Raw genomic sequence first — 23,346 nt, 5'->3', positions numbered from 1 at the left:
CTCTCTTGCTCCCTCTCCCCTCGGGGAGAGGGCGGGGGTGAGGGCAACGGCGGTCGATCTGGCCGCCGTGTCTGTTGGAAGGCTGCCCGCCCTCACCCCAACCCTCTCCCCAAGGGGAGAGGGGGCAACACGATCTCATTCACCATGCTTCGACGATCCCTTCATTGCGCACTCGCCGCCATGCTGCTCATGGCATCGGCCGTCCACGCGCTGACCGCCGACGAAGCCAAGGCCATCGCCTCGGGCGAATCCGAATCGCGCATCACCGCGCTCAACAAGGCCGTGCTCACGGCCGACGACAAGACCGCCGCATTCATCCAGGCCATGTCCGAGGACGCGGTCAAGTATTCCGAAGACAAAGTCTTCGTGATGAAGGACGACAAAGGCTACGACCCCGTGACCGGCGCCGAATTGAAGGTGCCCGACACGGCCGAGGACGTGGTCAACAACAACCTCATGCGCGGCGCGCTCGATGCCGCGCAAGCCGTGCTCAAGCTCACGAGCAAGGACGATGCGGTGCGCGCCGAAGCCGCGCAGGCGCTCTTCAAGGAGCCCGACGAATCGCGCATTCCGATGGTCGAAAAGGCGCTGGCCGCCGAGACCAACCCCGGCATCAAGGCGCAGCTGGAACTGGTGCGCGCCGCCAGCATGCTCACCAGCGCGGACAAGGCCAGGCGCCTTGCCGCGGCCAAGGAGCTCGGCGCCAACAGCAGCCCCGACACCAAGCTGCTGCTCAACCAGCGGCTCGCTGACGAAACCGAAGCGGACGTCAAGGCCGCCATCGTCGCTTCCATTGCCAGCATCGACGGCTCGCTGGTGTGGGGCGACCGCATCAACGCGGTGTTCAGCGGCATCAGCCTGGGCTCGGTGCTGCTGCTCGCCGCCCTCGGCCTGGCCATCACCTACGGCCTCATGGGCGTCATCAACATGGCGCACGGCGAGCTGATGATGATCGGCGCCTACGCCACCTACGTGATGCAAGGCATCTTCCAGCGCTACATGCCCGAAGCGGCCTTCGGCTGGTACCTGGTGGCGGCCATTCCGGTGGCGTTTCTGAGTTCGGCGCTGGTGGGCGCGGTGCTCGAGCGCGGCGTGATCCGCTTTCTCTACGGACGGCCGCTCGAAACGCTGCTTGCCACCTGGGGCATCAGCCTGATGCTGCAGCAGCTCGTGCGCTCGCTGTTCGGCGCGCAGAACGTCGGCGTGGAAAACCCCGGCTGGATGAGCGGCGGCTTCACCATGCTGAGCAACGTCACGCTGCCGTGGAACCGCATTTGCATCATCATCTTCGCAGTGCTGGTACTGCTTGCAATGGGCTGGCTCATCGGCCGCACGCGGCTCGGCCTGTTCGTGCGCGGCGTGACGCAGAACCGGCCCATTGCCTCCTGCATGGGCGTGAACACCGCGCGCATCGACACCTACGCCTTCGCGCTCGGCTCCGGCATTGCCGGCCTCGCGGGTTGTGCGCTGAGCCAGATCGGCAACGTCGGCCCCGACCTCGGCCAGAGCTACATCGTCGACAGCTTCATGGTGGTCGTGATGGGCGGCGTCGGCCAGCTCGCGGGCACGGTGTATGCGGCCATGGGCCTGGGCATTCTCAACAAGTTCATCGAAGGCTGGGCGGGCGCGGTGCTCGCGAAGATCGCGGTGCTTGTCTTCATCATCATCTTCATTCAAAAGAGACCTCAGGGCATCTTCGCCATGAAGGGCCGGAGCGCAGAGGCATGAGCAACAACAAGGTCGTATTGCCAACCAAAGGACCGCTCTTGAGCGGCAAGGGCTGGACAGCCTTCTTCGTCACGCTGATCGTGGTGTGCGCCGTGGCGCCGGTGCTCAACATGGTGGTGCCGGCGGGCAGCCCGCTGCACATGAGCGACTACGCGGTGGCGCTGGTCGGCAAGATCATGTGCTACGCCATCTGCGCGCTGGCCATGGACCTGATCTGGGGCTACACCGGCATTCTCTCGCTGGGCCACGGCCTCTTCTTTGCGCTGGGCGGCTACATGATGGGCATGTACCTCATGCGCCAGATCGGCCGCGACGGCAACTACAAGAGCGACCTGCCGGACTTCATGGTGTTTCTCGACTGGAAGACGCTGCCCTGGCACTGGACCTTCAGCGACAGCTTCGTTGCCACGCTCATCCTCATCGTTGCGGTGCCGGGCCTCATTGCCTTCGTGTTCGGCTTCTTCGCGTTCCGCTCGCGCATCAAGGGCGTGTATTTTTCGATCATCACGCAGGCCATGACCTTCGCGGCCATGCTGCTGTTCTTCCGCAACGAGACGGGCTTCGGCGGCAACAACGGCTTTACCGATTTCAAGCGCATCCTGGGCATTCCGATTGCCACGCAAGAAATGCGCATGACGCTGTTTGCACTCACGGGCGCCACGCTGCTCGGCTTCTTCCTGTTTGCCAGGTGGCTCATCGGCAGCAAGTTCGGTCGCGTGCTGCAGGCCATCCGCGATGCCGAAACGCGCGTGATGTTCTCGGGCTACAACCCGCTACCCTACAAGCTCACGATCTGGGTCATCTCGGCCGTCATGTGCGGCGTGGCGGGTGCGCTGTACGTGCCGCAGGTCGGCATCATCAACCCGGGCGAGATGAGCGCGGCCAACTCCATCGAGATCGCGATCTGGGCTGCGGTGGGCGGGCGCGCCACGCTCATTGGTCCGATCATCGGCGCCTTCATCGTCAACGGCGCAAAGAGCTGGCTGACGGTGGCGTACCCCGAGTATTGGCTGTACTTTTTGGGTGCCTTGTTCATTGCCGTCACGCTGTTCTTGCCGAACGGCATCGTGGGGCTGGTGAAGAAATGGCTGTCGCGCGAGAAGACCGCGCCAAGCGCCGGCCGAGAAGAAGCGCAGCGCGCCATGGCCGCCGCGCAAGGCGTGGAGCCGGAGGCGCTGCACGCGCCGCTGGCCGCCGAGGTGAAGGGAGCGCGCGCATGACGCCCGACCTGATGGAAGCCGGCGCCGAGCGCGCCGCCCGCGCCGCGGGCATGCCCTACATGAGCGGCAGCACCGAGTCCGGCGGCCGTTCCGCGGATTTCGGCCGCATTGCAACGCCGGGCGAGGTCGACGTGACACACGGCCGCATCCTGTACCTCGAAGACGTGAGCGTGAGCTTCGACGGATTCAAGGCCATCAACAAGCTGTCGCTCGACATTGCGCCGGGCGAACTGCGCTGCATCATCGGACCGAACGGCGCGGGAAAGACGACGATGATGGACATCATCACCGGCAAGACGCGGCCCGACGAAGGCACGGTTTTCTTCGGCAGCACCATCGACCTGCTGCGCCATCGCGAAGCCGACATTGCGCAGCTGGGCATCGGCCGCAAGTTCCAGAAGCCGACGGTGTTCGAGCATCTCACCGTGTTCGAGAACCTCGAACTCGCGCTCAAGACCAACAAGGGCGTTCGCGCGTCGATGCTGTTCAGGCTCGACTCCGCGCAGAGTGACCGGCTCGCCGAAGTGCTGCAGACCATCCACCTGGCCGACAGCGTGTCCCGCCTGGCCGGCAACCTGAGCCACGGCCAGAAGCAGTGGCTCGAGATCGGCATGCTGCTGATGCAGGACCCGAAGCTGCTGCTGCTCGACGAGCCCGTGGCCGGCATGACCGACGAGGAAACGGCGCGCACGGCAGAGCTGTTTCTCACGCTCAAGGGCAAGCATTCGCTGATGGTGGTGGAGCACGACATGAGCTTCATCCGAACAATTTCCGAGATTGTCACGGTGCTGTGCGACGGCTCCGTGCTGGCGCAAGGCACGCTCGACGAGGTGCAGGCTGATGAGCGCGTGATCGAGGTCTATCTTGGTCGCTGATTCTGTTCGGGGTGCGTCGATAGGGGTTGAGCCCTTGGGCGGCCGACGTCACCGGCCCTTCGGGCTTCCCTGCGCTGCTCGCGACGGGCGGGGTCTCGCAGAACTCGCTTCGCTCAAACAGCTGCGAGCCCTGATCCGCCCGTCGCTGCGCTGCTCGGCGGTGCCTCAACGGCCACCCAAGGGCTCAACCCCCATCGCCGTGGACAGAGCCATGGTGTACCCCCTGACTTCCTCCCTCTCCCTTCGGGAGAGGGCTGGGGTGAGGGCAGGCGGCATTAACGCCACGGCCAGCGCCCGGGGTGCGGCGCGGTGTGGGCGGCCCCTCTGTGCCGCCGAGGAGCGCAGCGTTTCGCGGATCAGGGCTCGCAGCTGTTTGAGCGAAGCGAGTTCTGCGAGACCCCGCGAAATGCGAGCACCGCAGGGGAGCCCGAAGGGCCGGCATAGTGGGGCCGATCGCGCCGTGCCGCACCCCGGGCGCCTCCAACAAAGACAAAGGAAGGCGTCCCCAAAATGCTGACAGTAAAAAACATCCACCAGTACTACGGCGGCTCCCACATCCTTCGGGACGTGAGCTTCGAGGCGACGCTCGGCAAGGTCACCGTGCTGCTCGGCCGCAACGGCGTGGGCAAGACCACGCTGCTCAAGTCGCTGATGGGCCTCGTTCCCATCAAGAGCGGCAGCATCGAACTCGAAGGCAAGCCGATCCACAAGGCCACGCCGTATGAAAGAGCAAGAGCGGGCATCGGCTTTGTCCCCCAAGGCCGAGAGATCTTTGCCCGCCTCACGGTCGAAGAGAACCTGCGCATGGGCCTAGCCTACAAGAGCGGCAGCACGCCCATTCCGGCGGAACTGTTCGAGTTGTTCCCCGTGCTCAAGCAGATGATCAACCGCCGCGGCGGCGACCTTTCGGGCGGGCAGCAGCAGCAGCTGGCCATTGCACGCGCGCTGGCTCCCAAGCCCAAGCTGCTGATCCTGGACGAGCCGACCGAAGGCATCCAGCCCAGCATCATCAAGGACATCGGCCGTGTCATCCGCATGCTGGCCGATCGCGGCGACATGGCCATCGTGCTGTGCGAGCAGTACTACGACTTTGCCCAGGAGCTGGCCGACGACTACCTCGTGATGGAGCGCGGCGAAGTGATCGCGCGCGGCCTCGGCGAGGACATGGAAGCGCAGGGCGTGCGCCAGCTCGTGGCGATCTAAGCATCCCGGCCGGCCATCGTCCGGCACGGCGGTACCAGCCGGACAGCATGGCTGTATCAGCAAAAATTCAGGGTTTACCCTAAAATCAGGCCTCTGCCCGTCGCCGCCGGGCACCCTCCCAGGAGCCTGGCCTTGAACGCCTCCCCGCCCGCGCTGGACAGCGCGGATACCGATCTTTCCGTTTCCTCTTCCGCATCGCGCGTCGACTTCCTGCGGGCCGTGCTGGCCCTCGGCGTGGGCGGCTTTGCCATTGGCACCGGCGAATTCGTGATCATGGGGCTGCTGCCCGAGGTCGCGAAAGACATCGCGGTCACCATCCCGCAGGCCGGCCACGTCATCAGCGCCTACGCACTCGGCGTGGTGATCGGCGCGCCAGTGCTCGCGGTGCTCGCCGCGGGCTGGCGCCGCCGCGCACTGCTGGTTGCGCTCATGGCCGTGTTTGCCGCCGGCAACTTTGCCAGCGCCATGGCGCCGGGCTACATGTCGCTCAACCTGCTGCGCTTTGCGACCGGGCTGCCGCACGGCACCTACTTCGGCGTTGCCGCGCTCGTGGCGGCCACGCTGGCGCCACCGGGGCGCCGCGCGCGGGCCGTGGGCCTCGTGATGCTGGGGCTCACCGGCGCCACGCTGGTCGGCGTGCCCATTGCCGCTTGGCTCGGCCAGCTTTTCGGATGGCGCGCGGCCTTCGTGTTCGTGGGCGTCATCGCACTCATTGCCGTGGTGCTGCTGCGCCGCGACATCCCCGACCTTGCGGCGCCCGCAGGTGCCAGCCCCTGGCGCGAACTGGGCGCGCTCAAGCGCAAGCAGGTGTGGTTCACGCTCGGCATCGGCGCCATCGGCTTCGGCGGCATGTTCTCGGTGTTCAGCTACATCAAGCCCACGCTGATCGAGGTGGCGGGCCTGCCGCTGGGCGGCGTGCCCTTCGTGCTTGCGCTGTTCGGCCTGGGCATGGTCGCCGGCAACCTCGTCGGTTCGCGCCTGGCCGACAAGTCGCTCATGCGCACCATCGGCGGCCTGCTCGTCTATGCGGCGCTGGTGCTCGCCGTGTTCACGTTCGCGGCGCACAACGTCTTTACCGCGGCGTTCAACGTGTTCCTCATCGGCACCACCGTCGCCATCGGCCCGGCCCTGCAGATTCGCCTGATGGACGTGGCCGGCGACGCGCAGACGCTCGCCGCCGCGCTCAACCACTCGGCCTTCAACATGGCCAATGCGCTCGGTGCATGGCTCGGCGGCGTGGCCATTGCCGCGGGCCTGGGCTGGACGTCGACCGGCTGGGTCGGCGCCTTGCTGGCGCTGGCCGGCATGGGTGTGTTCTGGTGGGCGGTGGCGAGTGCACGCGCCAGCGAGCGGCCCGACGCCGCTCAGCGCGCGCCGAGCGCTTCGTAGATCGAACGCGCAAACTCGCTGGCGCGCTGCGTGGCCGCAGTGCCCGGCCGCACCCGACGGTGAGCGCCTGGGTCATCGACCCGCGCGAGGAAATTGCACAATGGCTCACCATGCCCGTGCGCCAGATCACCACCGACCGCTCCGACCTGGCCCTGGCCGCGCGCGAAAAGACATGAGGGCGGCCCAGCCTGTCTCGCGCCGCCGCCGCCTGCTGCTCAGCGGGATGGCGGCTGCATCGCTGGGCCATCCGTTCCTCCGGCTGAACGCGCAACAACAAAGTTCGCGCGAACTCTTCACGCTCGGCGTGGCATCGGGCAGCCCAAGGCCCGACGGCGTGGTGCTGTGGACGCGCCTGGCGCCCGATCCGCTGCAGGGCGGCGGCATGGGCGACGCATCGGTCGACGTTCGCTGGGAAGTGGCGCACGACGAAAACTTTGCCCGCATTGCTGCGGAGGGCAGGGCCACGGCCGTTGCGGCGCTCGCGCATTCGGTGCATGCCGAAGTGCGGGGCCTCGCGCCCGGCCGGCCTTATTGGTATCGCTTCACGGCCGAAGGCGCGCGAAGCCCCGTCGGCCGCACCCGCACCGCGCCGGCCGAAGCCGATGCCGCGCTGCAACCATTGCGCTTTGCCTTCGCGTCGTGCCAGCAGTTCGAGCAGGGCTACTACGCCGCCTACCGCGACATGGCCGCGCAGCCTTTCGACTTCGTCGTGCACCTGGGCGACTACATCTACGAAAGCTCATGGGGCTCGCGCCATGTGCGCCGCCACCAGGGCGGCATTCCCACGCAGCTGGGCGAGTTTCGCGACCGCTACGCGCTCTACAAGACCGACCCGCACCTGCAGGCCGCGCATGCCGCGTTCCCCTGGCTCGTGACCTGGGACGACCACGAGGTGGCCAACGACTACACCGACGACGTGTCGCCGCGCGCCATCGACCCCGCGCAGTTTCTTGCCATCCGCGCCGCGGCTTACCAGGCGTGGTACGAGCACATGCCCGTGCCCGCCAGCATGCGGCCGACCGGTGCCGCGGCCACCATCTACGGGCGCCATCGCTTCGGCCGCATGCTCGACGTGTTCCTGCTCGATGGGCGGCAGTACCGCTCGCACCACGCCTGCCTGGCCGGCCGCAGTGCATCGCCATTGGCCGACTGTGCCGACCGACTCGCGCCGGAGCGCAGCCTCCTGGGCAAGAAGCAGGAAGCCTGGCTCGCGAACGAACTGGCCGCGCCGCCCGCGCGCTGGACGGTCATTGCGCAGCCCACCTTGCTGGCCGAGGCCGACCGCAAGCGCGGCCCCGAGCACGGCTACTGGATGGACGGCTGGGACGGCTACGCCGCGTCCCGCGCGCGCCTGCTCGACAGCCTGGCCGCCAACAAGGCGCGCGGCGGTGATGCGCTGGTCATCAGCGGCGACGTGCACGCCTTCTGGGCTGCCGATCTGCGCCGCGAGCCGCAAGGCCCGGCGGTGGCGACCGAATTCGTCGGCGGCGCCATCACCTCCGAAGGGCCCAGCGCCGCCAACGTGACCAACCTGCTCGCCAAGAACGACCACCTGCGCTACGGCCGGGGCGACAAGCGCGGCTATGCGCACATGGCGTTCGATGCGCGCGGCTGCACGGTCGAGTTCCGCGCCGTGGAAGACGAGAAATCCGCAGACAGCGCCGTCGCGCCGATGGCCCGCTTTGCGGTGGAGCGCGGCGCGCCCGGCGTGCATCTCGAAGCCACCTGAAATATCGGGGGTGCCAGCAGGTTTGCGCGGCCGTGTCTATGATGGCCGCCGCCCTTCCTCTCCGTCATCTCTCTCGATCGAGACCACCATGAGCATTCCCACCACCCGTCTCGGCCGCACGGGCCTTACCGTGTCGCGGCTTGCGCTTGGCACCATGACCTTCGGCCTGCAGACCGACGAGGCGGTGTCGCACCGCATTCTGGACAAGGCCGCCGAGGGTGGCATCAACTTTCTCGATACCGCCGACGTGTACCCGCTTGGCGGCACCGTCGAAACCACCGGCCGCACTGAAGAAATCATCGGCCGCTGGCTGCAGAAGCAGGGCCCCACCGGCCGCCGCCGCTTCGTGGTGGCGACCAAGGCGGTCGGCAAGGTCGGGCCCAACAGCTGGGACCAGGGTGCATCGCGCAAGCACTTGCTCGACGCCATCGACGCCTCGCTCAAGCGGCTGCAGACCGACCACGTCGACCTGTACCAGCTGCACAGCGACGACCGCGAGACGCCGCTCGAAGAGAGCCTGGAGGCGCTCGACGTCATCGTCAAGTCGGGCCGCGCGCGCTACATCGGCGTGTCCAACTTTCTGGCCTACCGGCTGGCCCGCGCGCTTGGCAAGGCCGAGCTGCACAAGCTCACGCGCTACGTGTCGGTGCAGCCGCGCTACAGCCTGCTGTTCCGCGAGATCGAGCGCGAGTTGCTGCCGCTGGCGGGCGAAGAGGGCCTGGGCGTGATTCCCTACAACCCGCTGGCCGGCGGCCTGCTCACCGGCAAGTACAAGCCCGGCGCCACGCCCGAGGAGAACACCCGCTTCACGCTCGGCACGGCCGGCGGCATGTACCAGGACCGCTACTGGAACGAGCGCAGCTTCGACACCGTGACACAGCTCCACAAGCTGGCCGACGAAGCCGGCGTGCCGCTGGCCACGCTGGCGGTGGCCTGGGTCATGGCCAACCCGCTCATCACCGCGCCACTGCTCGGTGCCAGCCGCCCCGAGCAGCTCGACGCCACGCTGGCCGCGGCCGCCTACAAGCTGGACCCCGCGCTGAAGCAGAGGCTCGACGAGCTCACGGCCGAATACCGCAAGGGCGACGCGCCGCGCTAGGCCGCCCCAAACGAGTGAACCCCAACCTCGCGTTGCTGTTGCTGCTGCCATGGCACAGCTGATGTCGCTGCTGGTGCAGAACGCGATCGCGATCGTCTTCGCGGCGAGCTTTGCCGCGCGCCTCGGATTGCCGGTGCCCGCGGCCGCCGTGCTGGTGGTGTCGGGCGCGCTGCTGGCGGCCGGCAACGTCTCGGTGGCGGGCGTGGTGCTGGCCGCGGTGCTGGCCAACCTGCTGGGCGACGGCGCCTGGTTCTATGCCGGGCGCCGCTTCGGCTACCGCTTCATGCGCCTTCTGTGCCGCATCTCGCTGTCGCCCGATTCATGCGTGCGGCGCGGCGAATCGCTCATCGGCCGCTGGGGCGGGCTCTCGCTGGTGGCCGCCAAGTTTGTGCCGGGCGTCTCGGTGGTGGCACCACCGATGGCCGGTGCGCTGGGCATGCCGGTGTGGCGCTTCATCGTCTTCGACATTGGCGCCGCGCTGGTCTGGACCGGCCTTTTTCTCGGGCTGGGCTGGATCTTTCGCGACCAGATCCAGGACGTGCTGGCCATGCTGGCCCAGGCCGGCGGCGTTGCGACCGTGGCGCTGGTGGTGGTGCTGGCCGTGATGCTGGCGGTGCGCTACTGGCGCCGCCGCGCGTTCATGCGGCTCACCGGCATGCCGCGCATCACCGTGGAAGAGCTGCATGAACTGCTGGCCAGCGAGACGCCCCCGCTGGTGATCGACGTGCGCGGCGAAGCGGGCGTGCAGGTCGACCCGCGCCGCATTCCCGGCGCGCTGGCGTACACGCTCAAGTCGCTGCAGCAGCGGCACCCCGAACTGCCGCACGTCGGCGGGCGCGATGTGGTCGTTTACTGCAATTGCCCCAACGAGGTGTCGGCGGCCCTGGCCGCGCGCGTGCTGCTGGCGCGCGGTGCGCGGCGGGCCCTGCCATTGACCGGTGGGCTCGATGCCTGGGTGGCCTCGGGCCGGCCGACCAGTGTGCACTGAGTGAGCGCCGTCAGGCGACGGGCTCATGGCCGCGCCCGGTGGTAGTCTTGCCCCCCGATGAACCTCCGCACCAAGATCGTCGCGCTGGCTGTGGCACCGCTGCTGGTTGCGCTGGTGCTGGTGGCCCTGGCGGTGCGCCACCAGGAGCATGACCTGGCCCGGCGCGAACGCGCGCTCATCGAAAAAAGCTATATGGATCAGCGGCGCAGCGAACTGCGCAGCTATGTCGACCTGGCCGTGAGCACCGTGCGCCCGCTGTACGACGCCGGCCAGGACGACGACGAAACCCGCAACGAAGCCCTGCGCCGCCTGGCCGCGCTCGACTACGGCGACGACGGCTACTTCTTCGTCTACGACATGCAGGGCCGCTCGCTCATGCATTCGCGCCAGCCCGACCTCGTCGGCAAGAATCTCTGGGACCTGCGCGACGCCCACGGCCGCTTCACCATCCAGGACCTGATTGCCGGTGCGCGGGCCGGCGGCGGTTTTGTCGAATACGAATGGCGCAAGCCCTCCAGCGAGCAGATGGCGCCCAAGCTCGGCTACGTCACGGCGCTGCCGCGCTGGAACTGGATGGTCGGCACCGGCCTTTACCTTGACGACATCGAAACGACGATGCAGGCGCTCGACCGCCAGATGAGCAGCAACGTCACCACCACGCTGCTCTGGATTGCCGGCATTGCCGCGCTCTGCCTGGGCGTGGTGAGCGCCACCGGCCTCCTGCTCAACCTCAGCGAGCACCGCGTGGCCGAAGCCAAGCTGCGCCTGTTGGCGCGGCGCGTGGTTCAGTCGCAGGAAGAAGAGCGCGGCCACCTTGCACGCGAGCTGCACGACGGCACCAGCCAAACGCTGGTCTCGGCCAAGCTGCTGATCGAATCCGCCGTGGAAGCGCTCGACCGCGAAAGCCAGGCCGCACCGCCCGCACTGGCCAAGGCGCTGCAACGGCTCAACGATTCGCTGCTGGAGGTGCGCCGCATCTCGCACCGCCTGCGGCCTGCGTTGCTCGACACCCTCGGCCTGCCCGCCGCGCTCCAGCGCCTGGGCGACGAGTTTGCCGAAGAGGGCGCCATCGATGCGTCGATCATGATCGAGGGCGAAGCCTACGAACTCTCGCAAGAAGCCAAGACCGCACTTTTCCGCGTCACGCAAGAGGCGCTCACCAACGTGCGCAAGCATGCAAAGGCGCACCGCGTGCACATCGACCTGGGCTTTTTCGACGACGAAGGCGTGCGGCTCGAGATTGGCGACGACGGCATCGGCTTTGACGTGGACGCCATGCAGCTCGACCCGCGGCGCGGCATTGGCCTGCGCAACATGCGCGAACGCATGGAGTCCATCGGCGGGCGCCTCCGCGTGACATCCGGCGAAGGCGGAACCACCATCGTGGCCGAAGTGCCGACCCGCAGCGCAAAGCCTGAGTAGCCAGATGACGAATAAAGACGCCGCCCCCATTCGCCTCTTTCTGGTCGACGACCATCCGCTGGTGCGCGATGGCCTGCGCGCAAGGCTCGGCGCCATGCCCAATCTCGAGATCGTCGGCGAGGCCGGCAGCGCAGCCGAGGCGCTGGCCTTGATCGAATCGCTCAAGCCCGACCTGCTGCTGATGGATGTCGGCATGAAAGAAATGAACGGCATCGACCTGGCCGCGCTGGTGCTGCAACGCCAGCCCGCGCCCCACGTGGTGATGCTCAGCATGTACGACAACCCAGAGTACGTGCAGAAGGCCCTGCAGGTGGGCGCGCGCGGCTATGTGCTGAAAGACGCGCCAGCGGCCGAGATCGTCGCCGCCATAGAGGCCGTGTCAGGTGGTGGCACCTTTTTGAGCCCGGCCGTGTCGAAGAAGCTGTTTCGCAATCAGGCGCCGAGGCCGTTGCTCACCCCGCGTGAGAGCGAAATACTCACTGCGCTAGGCAGGGGTGAATCGAGCAAGCAGATTGCGCGGGATTTGGGGCTTAGCGTGCGTACGGTGGAGGCGCACCGGCAGAGTATCAAGCGGCGGCTGGGGATCGAAGGGCAGGCGGAATTGATCAAGTATGCGGTGGAGCATGCGAGGGAGTTTGGGGGCGGGTGAGTTGCTGCTGCCGGATGCCGAGGAATGCATTGCTCAAGAGGCTGCTTCAGACTGGTTTGCGGTCCTAAGATCGCGAAGCCTGAACGTCGCAATCGGGCCCAGAGCTACCTTTCAGAGCATGTAAAGGAAAGCCCGCAAGCAGTCTGAAGTTGGACTTGGACACTTGCACAGATCTTCTCGTCGCCATTGGGCATGAGCACCTCCCGGGTGGACTTTGAGGTCTAACGTTCGAGCTGAGCCGCCCGCGGGCCTATCGCCGTGATTCAGCCGTGGCCGATCCGTAGGCGAGGACATCGGCTGGAACCGCTTGTTATGTCGCTCTCCACGTAGGCCAGCATCAGCTTCATCAGGGCGACTGTCTTCTCGTCGATCTGCGGATCTTCGGCAAAAAAGTGATCGCTTCCAAGAGCCACAATTGTCAGGCTGTTCGGGGCGATCGCATCTGCAAGCATCGTCAGCCCGTCGTTAGGCCCATCCGAGCTGAGGATCGGGTAGTTGTCTCGCGAGAATCTACTGAGCTGTCCCGACAGGGGAATACCCAGGTAGTTGACAACCAGAATGCCGGAACCCATGTCCAGGCGCGCGAAGCGGCTTCTGCTCCGGCTCGTAGACATGCTGCGAATCGCCTCCTTCTCCCACCCTTTAAGCCAGACGATCGGGCTGAACAGCCACGGCCTCGCCTCAAGATAGTCGACAAGCGGGCTGCCCTGAAGGATGCCGCCGAGATTGAGCCAGGCCTTGACCGAGTCCTGGTCCCTTTCGCTCAGCATCTCGCCTAGGACAAGTTGAACGGCAGGTCCGGCGGAACTCGCGCTGGCCAGAATGATCTTTTTTCCCGAGCGGCTTCGCCTGGCAATCTCTGAAGCCAGAACAGTTGCATTCCGCTCCACAGAACCGGTCGGAGGTAGTTCGACCAAGTGGTTCTCCAAGCCAAATCGGCTAACAAGCTCGCGTGGCTTGGCAAAATCGGCGCCGGTCACGTGTCCGTTCCGTGCGTAATCCCAGCCCGGAACGAAGAGCACCACGTAGGAGGAAACGATCCCGGGGTTGACGCCGGCCTCAAACTTGAGGTAGCTCGCAAAGGACTGGTTCAGCGCCCTGTTGCATTCGTCGGTCAGGAGCCGGTGCGCGAGGAACAATGCTGCGAAATCAACCGAGAACACCCGCGAAAGTGCGCTGAGATCCTCTCTCGACGGCGGGGATCGAACATACTCTGCGATGCAGAGCATCTATCCTGCCACTCAGAGCGTGGTTCTCGTCTTCGCCCTGCAGGTAGTTTTCCAGGTAGTAACGCGCCACTTCTGAATCCACGGTCGTTCTAACGTGTTGTCCGAACAGGTCGCCTGCAGCGGGAACCCTGGGTGCATAGCTGCACGACGTCAGAAAGAGGTATGCCAGGACAACGCATGCTCCCGGAACTGACGGCCGCCGCCACTTGGTGCGTTCAGACATTGCGTTTGACATGAGCGGCAGGCGCCGGGCGTAGCCCGTTGAGTGTCCGCTCGATGGAAGGGTTAGCGAAGTAATCGGCCGCGCCCGCAAATCGCCCGAAAGTCACACTGAAGATTCCTTGAGAATCAACTACTTGGCGGAAGTGACTTGAGAGGCTTTCTCAGTGTTCCTCCCACCATTGGGTGGTGTCGACAATCAAACCATCGGGGTGCGCCTCGAAATGATTTGGCAAATCGGCAAGACTCGTTTGGAGCGCATCTTTCAGACAAAAGCGGCAGCCGATTGATCATGACAGACTTCTCGAAAACTGACATTGCCGAGTGGCGGCTTCTGGCCGACTACGGTAGTACACGAGCATAAGTCCACCGACCGCTCTTGCCGCGTTAGCCGCCCTTCAGGCATGCCCGCTCCAGACTGGTTGCCGCCCTTCGCCTTCGCCCCCGTCGAATGTCGGCGGCTGACGATTGCAGGCAGTGGCACTTTTCTTCACGAACGGCCGGTCTACCTTCGGAACTAGACCTTCGCCGGCATCGTCGATGAAATCCGCAGGGTTTCAACACAACTCGATGCTCTGGCGCAGCAACCCTGATTCCTCGGCACTCGGGCCGACGAGGATCTCGACTTCGCCCGCCTCGAACAAGGGCTGCAGGTCCGGCCCGAGGTAGCGCAACTCGGCCGCCGGCAGCTCCAGGCTCACCGAGCCGGCCTCGCCAGGCATCAACCGCAGCTTGGCGTAGCCCTTGAGTTCCAGCAACGGCCGGGTGACGCGGCTCAGCTTGCCGCGAACGAACAGGAAGACAGTCTCTTCAGCCTCGCGCGCGCCAACGTTACGCAGTCTGACGCTGATCTTCAGCGTGTCCTGCTCGCGCATGCGCCGCGGCTCAACCTGAAGCTCGTCGTATAAAAACCGGCCGTAAGTCAAGCCGTGGCCGAAGGCATACAGCGGCGTATTCTCGACGTCCTGGTACTTGCTCGTGAAGTAGTCGGCAGGGTTGATCGGCCGACCGGTGGGACGCTGGCCGAAGTAGATCGGCACCTGCCCCACGGCGCGCGGCCAGCTCATCGGCGTGCGACCGCCAGGCGTTGCCCGGCCCGTGACCACGTCGGCGATCGCATGGCCGGCTTCGATGCCGAGGAACCACGCAGCCAGCAGCGCATCGGCGTGTTCGGCCAGCCAGGGAACGACGAGCGGGCGGCCCGAGAACAAGATTGCGATGACGGGAATGCCGAGCGCATGTGCACGTGCCGTCACCGCTTCGGCCAGAGCCTGTTGCCGGCCGGGAAGCGCGGGCGTGGCGCGGCTCGCCGCCTCGCCACTCATCGTGGCACGTTCGCCCAGGCACAGCAGGACGGCGTCGGCGCCGTCGCACAGCAGGGTGGCGGCTTCGATGCCGCTGTCGTCGCCGCCCTCGATGGCGACGCCGGGTGCATGGCGTATGTCGGTCTGCGGCAGCGCGGCGCGCAAGCCGGCAAGCACGCTGACGGCCGGCTCGTGTTCGCCGGCACCCCACCATGGGCCTTTCATCTCGGTGCTGGCGTCGGCCAGCGGGCCGATGACACACAGTGCCTTCGGTGCAGCAGGCAAGGGGAGGGTGTCCCGCTCGTTCCTCAGCATGACGATGGCCTTGCGCCCGGCGTCGCGCGACAGCGTGTGCCGCTCGGCGACAACCGCCGCGGGCTCCGGTGTTGTCGCGCCGCGGCGGTAGGGGTCGTCGAACAGGCCGAGCTGCTCCTTGAGCCGCAACACGCGGCGCACGCTCGCGTCGATCTCTTCGATCGTCACCCGTCCCTGCTCGAGCGCGATGGGCAGACCCTTGCGATACGCGTCGGCCATCATGTCGATGTCGACGCCGGCCTTCAGCGCCAGCACCGCGGCATCGGCGAGATCGGCCGCGACGCCGTGCTTGATCAATTCCGCGATCGCGTTGTAGTCGCTGACGATGACGCCGTCCCAGCCCATCTCGCCGCGCAGCCAGTCGCGCAGCAAAGGGATGTGCGCCGTCATCGGCACGCCGTTGAGATCGGTAAAGGCGGGCATCAGCGTCGCGACGCCGGCGCGGACCGCTGCTGCGAAGCCCGGCAGATGCACCTCGCGCAAGTTGCGCTCGGAGATGTCCACGGCGGCGTACTCCCGCCCCGCGTTGACTGCGCCGTACGCGACGAAATGCTTCGCACAGGCGGCCAGCGAATCGGCCGATGACAGGTCGGTCCCCTGGAAACCGCGCACCTTGGCCTGTGCGATGCGTGCGTTCAGCCAAGGGTCTTCGCCGGGCCCTTCCGCGGTGCGGCCCCAGCGGGGATCGCGCGATACATCGAGCATCGGCGCGAAAGTCATGGCCAGGCCGTCGGCGGAGGCTTCGCGCGCAGCCTCGCGCGCAGTGCGCTCCCAGAGGTCTTGGTCGAAGGTGCCGGCCTCCGCAAGCGGAATCGGAAAGAGCGTGCGATGGCCGTGAATGATGTCCAGGCCGATCAAGAGCGGAATGCCAAGCCGAGACTTCTCGACGGCCAGCCGCTGCATCTCGTGCGTGGGGCCTGCGCCGACCATGTTCAGCAGATTGCCGACGGTGCCGTCGATGATCGACTGCGTGGAGTCCCCCGCGAGCACCGGCCCGGTGACCGTGTAGCTGGAGGCAGTCATCGTCAGTTGACCCAGCTTTTCGGCTAGCGTCATCCGGGCCATGAGGGTATCGATGCGGCTCATCAGGGATTTCGAATAGAACCCAAGGGCCTTAATGATGGCATGCTGCGGGCGGAGAGCCCTCGGCCGCGTTGCGCTGCCGACAATTCGGTGAAACCAAACGTGTTACCGAGACGACAACGAAAGGAGCCGTTCGTGCTGAAGGATGACAGGAACCCGAGGGCACTGGCAGCCCTGCCCGATGAAGCCTTGATCGACGCCGTGCAGCGGCAGACCTTCCGCTATTTCTGGGATGGTGCGGATGCCGCCAGCGGCCTGGCGCTCGACCGCCGCACGCTCGTCGGCGCCACGGGCGAAGACCTGGCGGACGAGAGGGTGGCGATCGGCGGCACGGGCTTCGGCATCATGGCCTTGATCGTCGCGGTGGAGCGCGGATGGGTCACGCGGGACGCAGCGCTGGAGCGCCTGGGGCGCATGCGCGACGCCCTCTTTCGCGCCAAGCGCTACCACGGCGCCTTCCCGCACTTCATGGACGGGGCGAGCGGCGAGACGATCCCGATGAGCCCCAAGGACGATGCGGGCGATCTGGTCGAGACCTCGTTCCTCTGCATGGGCCTGCTCTGTGCGCGCCAGTATTTCAGCGAGGACACGGCCATGGCGCGCCGGTTGCGCGCGGACTTCGACACGCTGTGGCACGAGGTCGAATGGAACTGGTTCACTCAGGGCGGGCAGGACGTGCTGTACTGGCACTGGAGCCCGAAACACGGCTGGGCAATGAACCATGAAGTGCGCGGCTGGAACGAGTGCCTCATCACCTACGTGCTGGCCGCGGCCGCGCCCCGCCATGCGATCGATCCGCGGGTGTACCACCGCGGCTTCGCGGCGGGCGAAGGCTTCCTCAACGGCCAGTCGTACTACGGCATCGAGATTCCGCTTGGCATGCCTTACGGCGGCCCGCTGTTCTTCACGCATTACTCGTTCTGCGGCCTCGATCCGCGCGGCTTGAAGGATCGCTACGCCGAGTATTGGGATCTGAACTGCCGCCACGTCCAGATCAACCGTGCCCACTGCCTCGCCAACCCCCAGGGCCACGCGGGCTACGGCGAATCGTGCTGGGGCCTGACCGCCAGCGACGACCCCTACGGCTACCTCGCGCACGCTCCGGACATCGACAACGGCACCATTTCGCCGACGGCCGCACTGGCCAGCCTGCCGTACGCGCCGGCCGAGGTGATGAAGGTGGTGCGGCATTTCCTCAGCGTGCATGGCGAGCGGTTGTGGAGAGACTACGGCTTCGTCGATGCGTTCTGCGAGCAGCGAGACTGGTTCGCAGACACCTATCTTGCGATCGATCAAGGCCCCATCGTCGTGATGATGGAGAACCATCGCACGGGCCTTCTGTGGAAACTGTTCATGAGCGTGCCCGAAGTGCAGGCCGGGCTGCGGCGCCTGGACTTCAGCAGCCCGCGTCTCGGGTCGCCCGCACCGTGACCTTCAGCGTGGCGAGCCTGGAAGACCCGGCGTTCGAGTCCTGGCTCGAAACACAGCTGCGCCATTCGGCGACGGCGATGCTGTCCAGCATCTCGCCGGTGTCGACCGTCAAGCATCGGCCGGGCTTCGGCCAGACCATACGGCCGATAGTCGGCGCCATCGTCGCTTCGCCCGTGCTCGCCGACTACAACCCGGACCCGGACTACTTCTTTCATTGGTTCCGCGATTCCGCCGTCGTCATCGATGCACTGCGCCTGCTCTACGCCGAAGGGCGCGTCGGCGACGAAGCCCTGCAGCATCTGCGCGATTTCATCCGCTTCAGCATTGCCGTGAACGGGCTCGACGGCCGCGCGGTTGCCGCGGAGCAGGACCGCAGAGCGCGCGCGGCCCCCGAACTCCTGCAGTATCTGCGCGAGGACCATGACCTCGCGAGCGTCCACGGCGATGCCGTCGTCGCCGAAACGAGGGTGAACCCCGACGGCACGCTCGATGTCCTCCAATGGGCGCGACCCCAGCACGACGGGCCTCCATTGCGCGCGTTGGCGCTGCTGCGCTGGGTGGCCGGCGGGCACCTCGACGCGGCCCTGCTGGCGGAGATCACGCCGCTGATCCGTTTCGACATCGACTTCACGCTGCGTCACTGGCGCGAGCCGTCATACGACATCTGGGAGGAAGAACTCGGCCACCACTACTACACACTGCGCGTCGCAGGGGCCGCGCTGGCCGAAGGCGCGGCATGGCTGGAGGGCTTGGGCGACACGGCGCAGGCGCAGCGCTGCCGGGAGGAGTCTGGGGCCGTGCGGCGCCTGCTCGACGACTACTGGGTGGATGAACGAGACGAGCGAGGCGAGCAGTCAGGCGATCGCGACTCGACGCGCGGCTACTACCGTTCACGCGTGCTGGCGGACGGCCTGCCCAGTCCGAAGGCGCTGGACATCGCGGTGATCCTGTCGGCGATCCACAGCCTCGGCAGCCTCGGCACCGAGGCCGTGCATGGACCGGCCGATCCGCGTATGCAGGCCACGCTGGAGCGCCTCGACGCGCTGTTCGATGCAGCCTATCCAATCAACCATGGCCGCGGCGCAGGCCGTGGCGCGGCGATGGGCCGGTACGCCGGCGACGTGTACTACTCGGGCGGCGCGTACTACTTCTCGACGCTCGGCGCCGCCGAGTTCTGTTTCCGCGCCGCGGCGGCGATGGGCGGCGATGCACGCCATTGGAACCAGTGGATGGGGCGCGGTGACGCCTACCTCGCCACCGTACGCGCATACACACCGGCCGGTGGTGATCTGTCGGAACAGTTCGACCAGCGCAGCGGCGCGCAGACCTCGGCCAAGCAACTGGCCTGGAGCCACGCCGCGTTCATTTCGTGTGTCTCGGCGCGCCGCCTCGCGGCCGCCGCTTGTCAGGCGCAGCGGGGGCGATGAGCGCAAGGCCAGAGAACCGTGCCGAGCCGGCTGCGAAGACCGGTTTCTTTCGTCAGGTCAGCGAGTTGCTCGGCGCCTTGCGCGTGTCCCCGGTCGCGAAAACGCTTGTCGCGCTGATGGGCGCGATCGTCGTGGTCGTTGCGCTCACGGCGTATGGGCAGATCGAGCTCAATAGCTGGAACAAGCCGTTCTACGATGCGATCTCGCGTCGCGACCTGAGCGAATTCGTCGTGCAGGTAGGCGTCTTCGCGGTCATTGCGGGCGCGCTGCTGGTCTTGAACGTCGCGCAGAGGTGGCTGGGCGAAACCTTGCAGCTGAAGCTGCGTGAGGCCGTGGTCAATGATCTCGTGGGGCTGTGGCTGCAGCCGCGCCGGGCGTTCTGGCTCCAGGCCAGCGGCCCGATGGGGGCCCATCCGGATCAGCGCATGCACGACGACGCGCTGAAGCTGTGCGATCTGTCGGTCGCCCTTGGCGTGGGTCTGTTGCAGGCAGCGATGCTGTTCGGCAGCTTTGCGAGCGTGCTGTGGGTCATCTCCAAGGACTTCAGCCTCTTCTTCGACGGCAAGGACCATGTGTTGCCGGGCTTCATGTTGTGGGCGGCCATTGCCTATGCGGTCGCCGGCTCCCTGGTCACCTACTGGGTCGGCAACGGCCTGATCTCGCGCAACGCAGAGCGCTACGCGCGTGAAGGCGAATTGCGCTTCTCGCTGACGCGCATCAACGAGCATCTCGACGGTATCTCACTGGCTGCGGGCGAGGCCGACGAGAAGCGCCGCGTTGCCATGCATTTGGGCGACGTCTTGCACGCCACGTCGCGCGTGGTGCTCGGGCTGACCAACCTGACCTGGGTCACCGCGGGCTTCGGCTGGGTCACCATCATCGCGCCGACGCTGGTGGCCGCACCCCTGTACTTCTCGGGGAAGGTTTCGTTCGGCGGCTTGATGATGGCCGCCGCGGCCTTCACGCAGGCACAGTCGTCGCTGCGCTGGTTCGTCGACAACTTCAGCATCATTGCCGACTGGCGCGCCACGCTGCTGCGCGTTGCCGACTTGCGCCGGATGCTGGCGTCCGATCTGGAGGCACAAACAGGCGGCAGCCGCATCGCCTATGAGGAGGGCGAAGCCGGGGCGCTCGCGATCGAAGCGCTCGAGGTTCGCTCCTGGAGCGGCCATGATCGGCTGGACGCTCCGGGTCTCGTCGTGCACCGGGGTCAGCGCGTCTTGATCCTCGGCACGCCGGGCACCGAGAAGACTTTGCTGTTTCGGGCGCTCGCGGGCCTCTGGCCCTGGGGCTCCGGCATCGTGCGCCGGCCCGCCGGGGAGACGATCCACTACATGCCGCGCGGCACGCCCTACATTCCCCGCGGCACGCTGGCCGAAGTGCTGTCGTACCCAATGGAACCGTCGAGCTACCCGAGAGAAGCCACGGTGGCCGCACTGGCGAGTGTGGGCCTCCAGCGCCTGGAGCCCTTGCTGAACAAGACGGGTCGCTGGGAGAGCGAGCTCAGCATGGACGAGCAGTTGCGCCTGGGCTTCGCCCGCGTGGTGCTGCAGGCACCGCCCTGGCTGGTGATGGACGAAGCCTTCGGCGCGTTCGACGACGACACGCTCGAACTCATCATCGACCTGCTGGGCAAGCTCACGCACACGGGCATCGTCCACATAGGCTCGGCCGGAGAAGCGCACGACCGGCTGTTCACGCAGGTGGTGCATCTGGTCAAAGCGCCAAACGCCGTGCCCCAGGAGCAGCGACCATGAGACACCGCGAGTCGACCGTCAGTCGTGTGCGCCGCGCCCTCACGCGCGTGATTCTTGCGCTGCCCGCGTGGGCTTGGGGAGCGGATTTCGGCTTCCGGCCCCCTCGCGATCCTGACGATGCCACGGCGGCGGAGTTGATGCGGGATCTGGCCCAGCGCATCTTGCCGGTGTACCAAGAGGCGGACACCGATGTCTTCCTGGCCAACCTGACCGCTCTGCAGATCGTCAGCGGCGCCTACCGTGCAGCCTCCGACAGCAGCGGGTCCCTGCGCAGCCGCCGTAAAGGCAAGCCGTTCGACGACCTGGTCCAGCGTGCGATCCTCGATGGCATCTATGCGCATGCGCGCACGCTCGAAGCGGGGGGACTCGGCTTCGCCGAAGCCTACGCGCGCTCGTTCCGGGAACTGGTGTCGCCGCTCGACAACGCGCAAGCCCAGGCCATCATGGCGCGGCTCGAAATTCCGCCGGCGGTATACAGAGAGCCGCTGCGTCGAGCTTTCGATCTCTGGCGCGCGAAGGGCAGCCTCCCGGAGGCCGATGCTCTGGCGCTCGTGCGAACCTGGCATTCGTACCAGTCGCGTCGCAGCTTCGGTGCGCTGCTGCCCGAATTGTTCGCGGCGGAAAACCGCGCCCGCTACGTGGCGGAGGCCGACGTCAGGATTCCCGTGCGCGGGGGTGTCATCTTCGCGAGCCTGGTTCGGCCCGGCCGCACGACTGACGCTCTGCCGACGCTGCTGCGCTTCACGCTCGATCCCGCCGAGGACGACGCCCAGCGCAGCGCCGTCAAAGGCTATGTCGGCGTCACGGCGTACGTGCGCGGACGCACGCCCGACGGTAAGGGCGCCGTGTGGCCGTTCATCCGCGACGGCGAAGACGCCGCCGCCGTCATCGACTGGATTGCCCGGCAGGCGTGGAGCGACGGCCGCGTCTGCATGCTCGGCGACGGCTACTCCGGCTACGCCGCCTGGGCCGCCGCCCGCTTGAGACCGGCGGCACTCAAGGCCATCGCCACGATCGCGCCGATGGCGCCGGGCATCGACTTTCCGATGGCCGGGCAGATCTTCCGCAACGCCATGGTCCGCTGGGCGCAGGAGCACGCGAATGCCGAGCCCCTGCGGGCCGGTGTCGACGCCGACGCCGACCCGGACACGATGTGGCAGGCACTCGACGCGCGCTGGTATCGAGGCAATCGCCCTTACTGGGACATCGACCGCGTCCTGATTGGCAAGCGCAGCAGGCTGATCCGCACCTGGCTGACGCACCCCAGCCACGATCGCTACTGGCAGAAGTTCTTGCCGTCGGCGGAGCAGTTTGCGCGAATCGACATCCCGGTGCTCAGCTTTGCCGGCTACTACGGCGCAGACGCCGGCGCGCTCTACTTCCATCACGAGCATCTTCGCAACCGGCCAGAGGCCGATACGACGCTGCTGCTCGGCCCCTACGACGCGGCCTCGATCCGGCTCGGTACGGCGGCTACGCTGCGCGGCCACACGCTGGACTCCGTCGCACGCGTCGACCTGCCCGAGCTACGCTTGCAATGGATCGACCACATCCTGAAGGGCGCGAACAAGCCTTCTCTGCTGGTGGATCGCATCAACTACCAGGTGATGGGCGCGGACCAGTGGCGCCATGTGCCGACGCTGGACGCGCCGCAGCGCACCCCGCTGCGCCTTTACCTCGACACTCGCGAGCGCGACGAACCGCACCGCCTGTTGCCGTCGCCGTCTGAAGGCGGTGGCAGCGCGCGGCTGTCGGTCGATCTTGCCGATCGGCGTGACGTGCGCATCCCGTGGCCGGACGTGCTGCGTGTGAAGCAACTGCCGATGCGCAACAGCATCAGCTTTGTCAGTGATCCGCTCCCGGAGGACACCGAGATCTTTGGCAGCCTGCACGGCATGTTCGACATCACGCCCTCGCGGCAGGACGTGGACTTCAACATCTCGCTGTATGAGCAGACGGAAAGCGGCGAGTATCAACTGCTGTTCGATCCCTACGACTTTCGCGCCAGCTACGCCGGCCATCGCGTGCGTCGCCGGCTTCTTCGGGCCGGCGAGCGTCAGCTGCTTTCGTTCACCACCGAACGCGTGACGGCTCGCAGGCTTGCGGCGGGCAGCCGCATCGTGCTGCTGATCAGCCTCAACAGAAGACCCGATCGGCAGATCAACTACGGCAGCGGCAAGGACGTGAATTCGGAAACCATCGCCGACGCAAAGTGGCCCGTGCGCGTGCGCTGGCATGCGCGCAGCTACGTCGAGATCCATACCGGCAAGTCTTGATTG

General features: G+C 66.6%; 16 protein-coding genes. 14 read left to right on the top strand and 2 right to left on the bottom strand.

Annotated features, from left to right (window positions below):
• Positions 1-180 precede the first annotated feature (180 nt).
• The 10 genes from urtB (at position 181) to ACJ7Z0_RS10640 (ending at position 12,302) form a co-directional block, all read left to right on the top strand.
• Positions 181-1,728: an urea ABC transporter permease subunit UrtB gene (urtB, locus tag ACJ7Z0_RS10685; RefSeq protein ID WP_434792646.1), complete on the top strand. Its 1,548-nt coding sequence runs from the start codon at positions 181-183 to the stop codon at positions 1,726-1,728.
• On the top strand, positions 1,725-2,948 hold the full coding sequence (urtC, locus tag ACJ7Z0_RS10680; protein WP_434789846.1) for an urea ABC transporter permease subunit UrtC: 1,224 nt from the start codon (positions 1,725-1,727) through the stop codon (positions 2,946-2,948). Before urtB ends, urtC begins: the two co-directional genes overlap by 4 nt.
• Positions 2,945-3,823 carry an urea ABC transporter ATP-binding protein UrtD gene (urtD, locus tag ACJ7Z0_RS10675; RefSeq protein ID WP_434789845.1) on the top strand — a complete coding sequence of 293 codons (879 nt, stop codon included), beginning with the start codon at positions 2,945-2,947 and terminating at the stop codon, positions 3,821-3,823. The genes urtC and urtD overlap by 4 nt, the downstream gene beginning before the upstream one ends.
• 510 nt (positions 3,824-4,333) lie before the next feature.
• Positions 4,334-5,026 (top strand): urea ABC transporter ATP-binding subunit UrtE, encoded by a 693-nt coding sequence (gene urtE, locus ACJ7Z0_RS10670; RefSeq protein WP_434789844.1) that lies wholly within the window; start codon positions 4,334-4,336, stop codon positions 5,024-5,026.
• A gap of 132 nt (positions 5,027-5,158) precedes the next feature.
• Positions 5,159-6,415, top strand: coding sequence for an MFS transporter (locus tag ACJ7Z0_RS10665; RefSeq protein WP_434789843.1), 1,257 nt, complete (start codon positions 5,159-5,161; stop codon positions 6,413-6,415).
• Positions 6,416-6,587: 172 nt separating this feature from the next.
• On the top strand, positions 6,588-8,144 hold the full coding sequence (locus ACJ7Z0_RS10660; RefSeq protein WP_434789842.1) for an alkaline phosphatase D family protein: 1,557 nt from the start codon (positions 6,588-6,590) through the stop codon (positions 8,142-8,144).
• A gap of 88 nt (positions 8,145-8,232) precedes the next feature.
• A complete protein-coding gene (locus tag ACJ7Z0_RS10655; RefSeq protein WP_434789841.1) occupies positions 8,233-9,243 on the top strand; it encodes an aldo/keto reductase in 1,011 nt (336 codons plus the stop codon).
• 49 nt (positions 9,244-9,292) lie between these two features.
• Entirely contained in the window at positions 9,293-10,231 is a 939-nt protein-coding gene (locus ACJ7Z0_RS10650) for a VTT domain-containing protein (protein ID WP_434789840.1), read from the top strand.
• A gap of 57 nt (positions 10,232-10,288) precedes the next feature.
• Positions 10,289-11,653: a cache domain-containing protein gene (locus ACJ7Z0_RS10645; protein ID WP_434789839.1), complete on the top strand. Its 1,365-nt coding sequence runs from the start codon at positions 10,289-10,291 to the stop codon at positions 11,651-11,653.
• A gap of 4 nt (positions 11,654-11,657) precedes the next feature.
• Positions 11,658-12,302: a response regulator gene (locus ACJ7Z0_RS10640; RefSeq protein WP_431128531.1), complete on the top strand. Its 645-nt coding sequence runs from the start codon at positions 11,658-11,660 to the stop codon at positions 12,300-12,302.
• Positions 12,303-12,565: 263 nt separating this feature from the next.
• On the opposite strand, the gene ACJ7Z0_RS10635 is transcribed toward ACJ7Z0_RS10640, so the two are convergent.
• Both ACJ7Z0_RS10635 and ACJ7Z0_RS10630 read right to left on the bottom strand, forming a co-directional pair.
• The gene (locus tag ACJ7Z0_RS10635) at positions 12,566-13,531 is read right to left on the bottom strand and encodes a hypothetical protein (RefSeq protein WP_434789838.1); all 966 of its coding nucleotides are present in this window, start codon (positions 13,529-13,531) and stop codon (positions 12,566-12,568) included.
• A 776-nt stretch (positions 13,532-14,307) separates the two neighbouring features.
• Positions 14,308-16,455, bottom strand: a complete 2,148-nt coding sequence (locus tag ACJ7Z0_RS10630) for a glycoside hydrolase family 3 N-terminal domain-containing protein (protein ID WP_434789837.1) — start codon at positions 16,453-16,455, stop codon at positions 14,308-14,310.
• Positions 16,456-16,587: 132 nt separating this feature from the next.
• On the opposite strand from ACJ7Z0_RS10630, the gene ACJ7Z0_RS10625 reads away from it, so the two are divergent.
• The 4 genes from ACJ7Z0_RS10625 to ACJ7Z0_RS10610 are packed head-to-tail and all read left to right on the top strand — an operon-like array spanning position 16,588 to position 23,343.
• The gene (locus tag ACJ7Z0_RS10625; protein WP_434789836.1) at positions 16,588-17,883 is read left to right on the top strand and encodes a glucoamylase family protein; all 1,296 of its coding nucleotides are present in this window, start codon (positions 16,588-16,590) and stop codon (positions 17,881-17,883) included.
• Positions 17,880-19,310, top strand: coding sequence for a glycoside hydrolase family 15 protein (locus tag ACJ7Z0_RS10620; protein WP_434789835.1), 1,431 nt, complete (start codon positions 17,880-17,882; stop codon positions 19,308-19,310). Before ACJ7Z0_RS10625 ends, ACJ7Z0_RS10620 begins: the two co-directional genes overlap by 4 nt.
• Positions 19,307-21,067: an ABC transporter ATP-binding protein/permease gene (locus ACJ7Z0_RS10615; protein WP_434789834.1), complete on the top strand. Its 1,761-nt coding sequence runs from the start codon at positions 19,307-19,309 to the stop codon at positions 21,065-21,067. The genes ACJ7Z0_RS10620 and ACJ7Z0_RS10615 overlap by 4 nt, the downstream gene beginning before the upstream one ends.
• Entirely contained in the window at positions 21,064-23,343 is a 2,280-nt protein-coding gene (locus tag ACJ7Z0_RS10610) for a CocE/NonD family hydrolase (protein WP_434789833.1), read from the top strand. The genes ACJ7Z0_RS10615 and ACJ7Z0_RS10610 overlap by 4 nt, the downstream gene beginning before the upstream one ends.
• Positions 23,344-23,346 lie beyond the last annotated feature (3 nt).

Source organism: Variovorax palleresanus (genome assembly GCF_051144945.1).
Lineage (GTDB): Bacteria > Pseudomonadota > Gammaproteobacteria > Burkholderiales > Burkholderiaceae_C > Variovorax > Variovorax paradoxus_S.
This window is presented reverse-complemented; position numbering and strand designations above follow the sequence as displayed.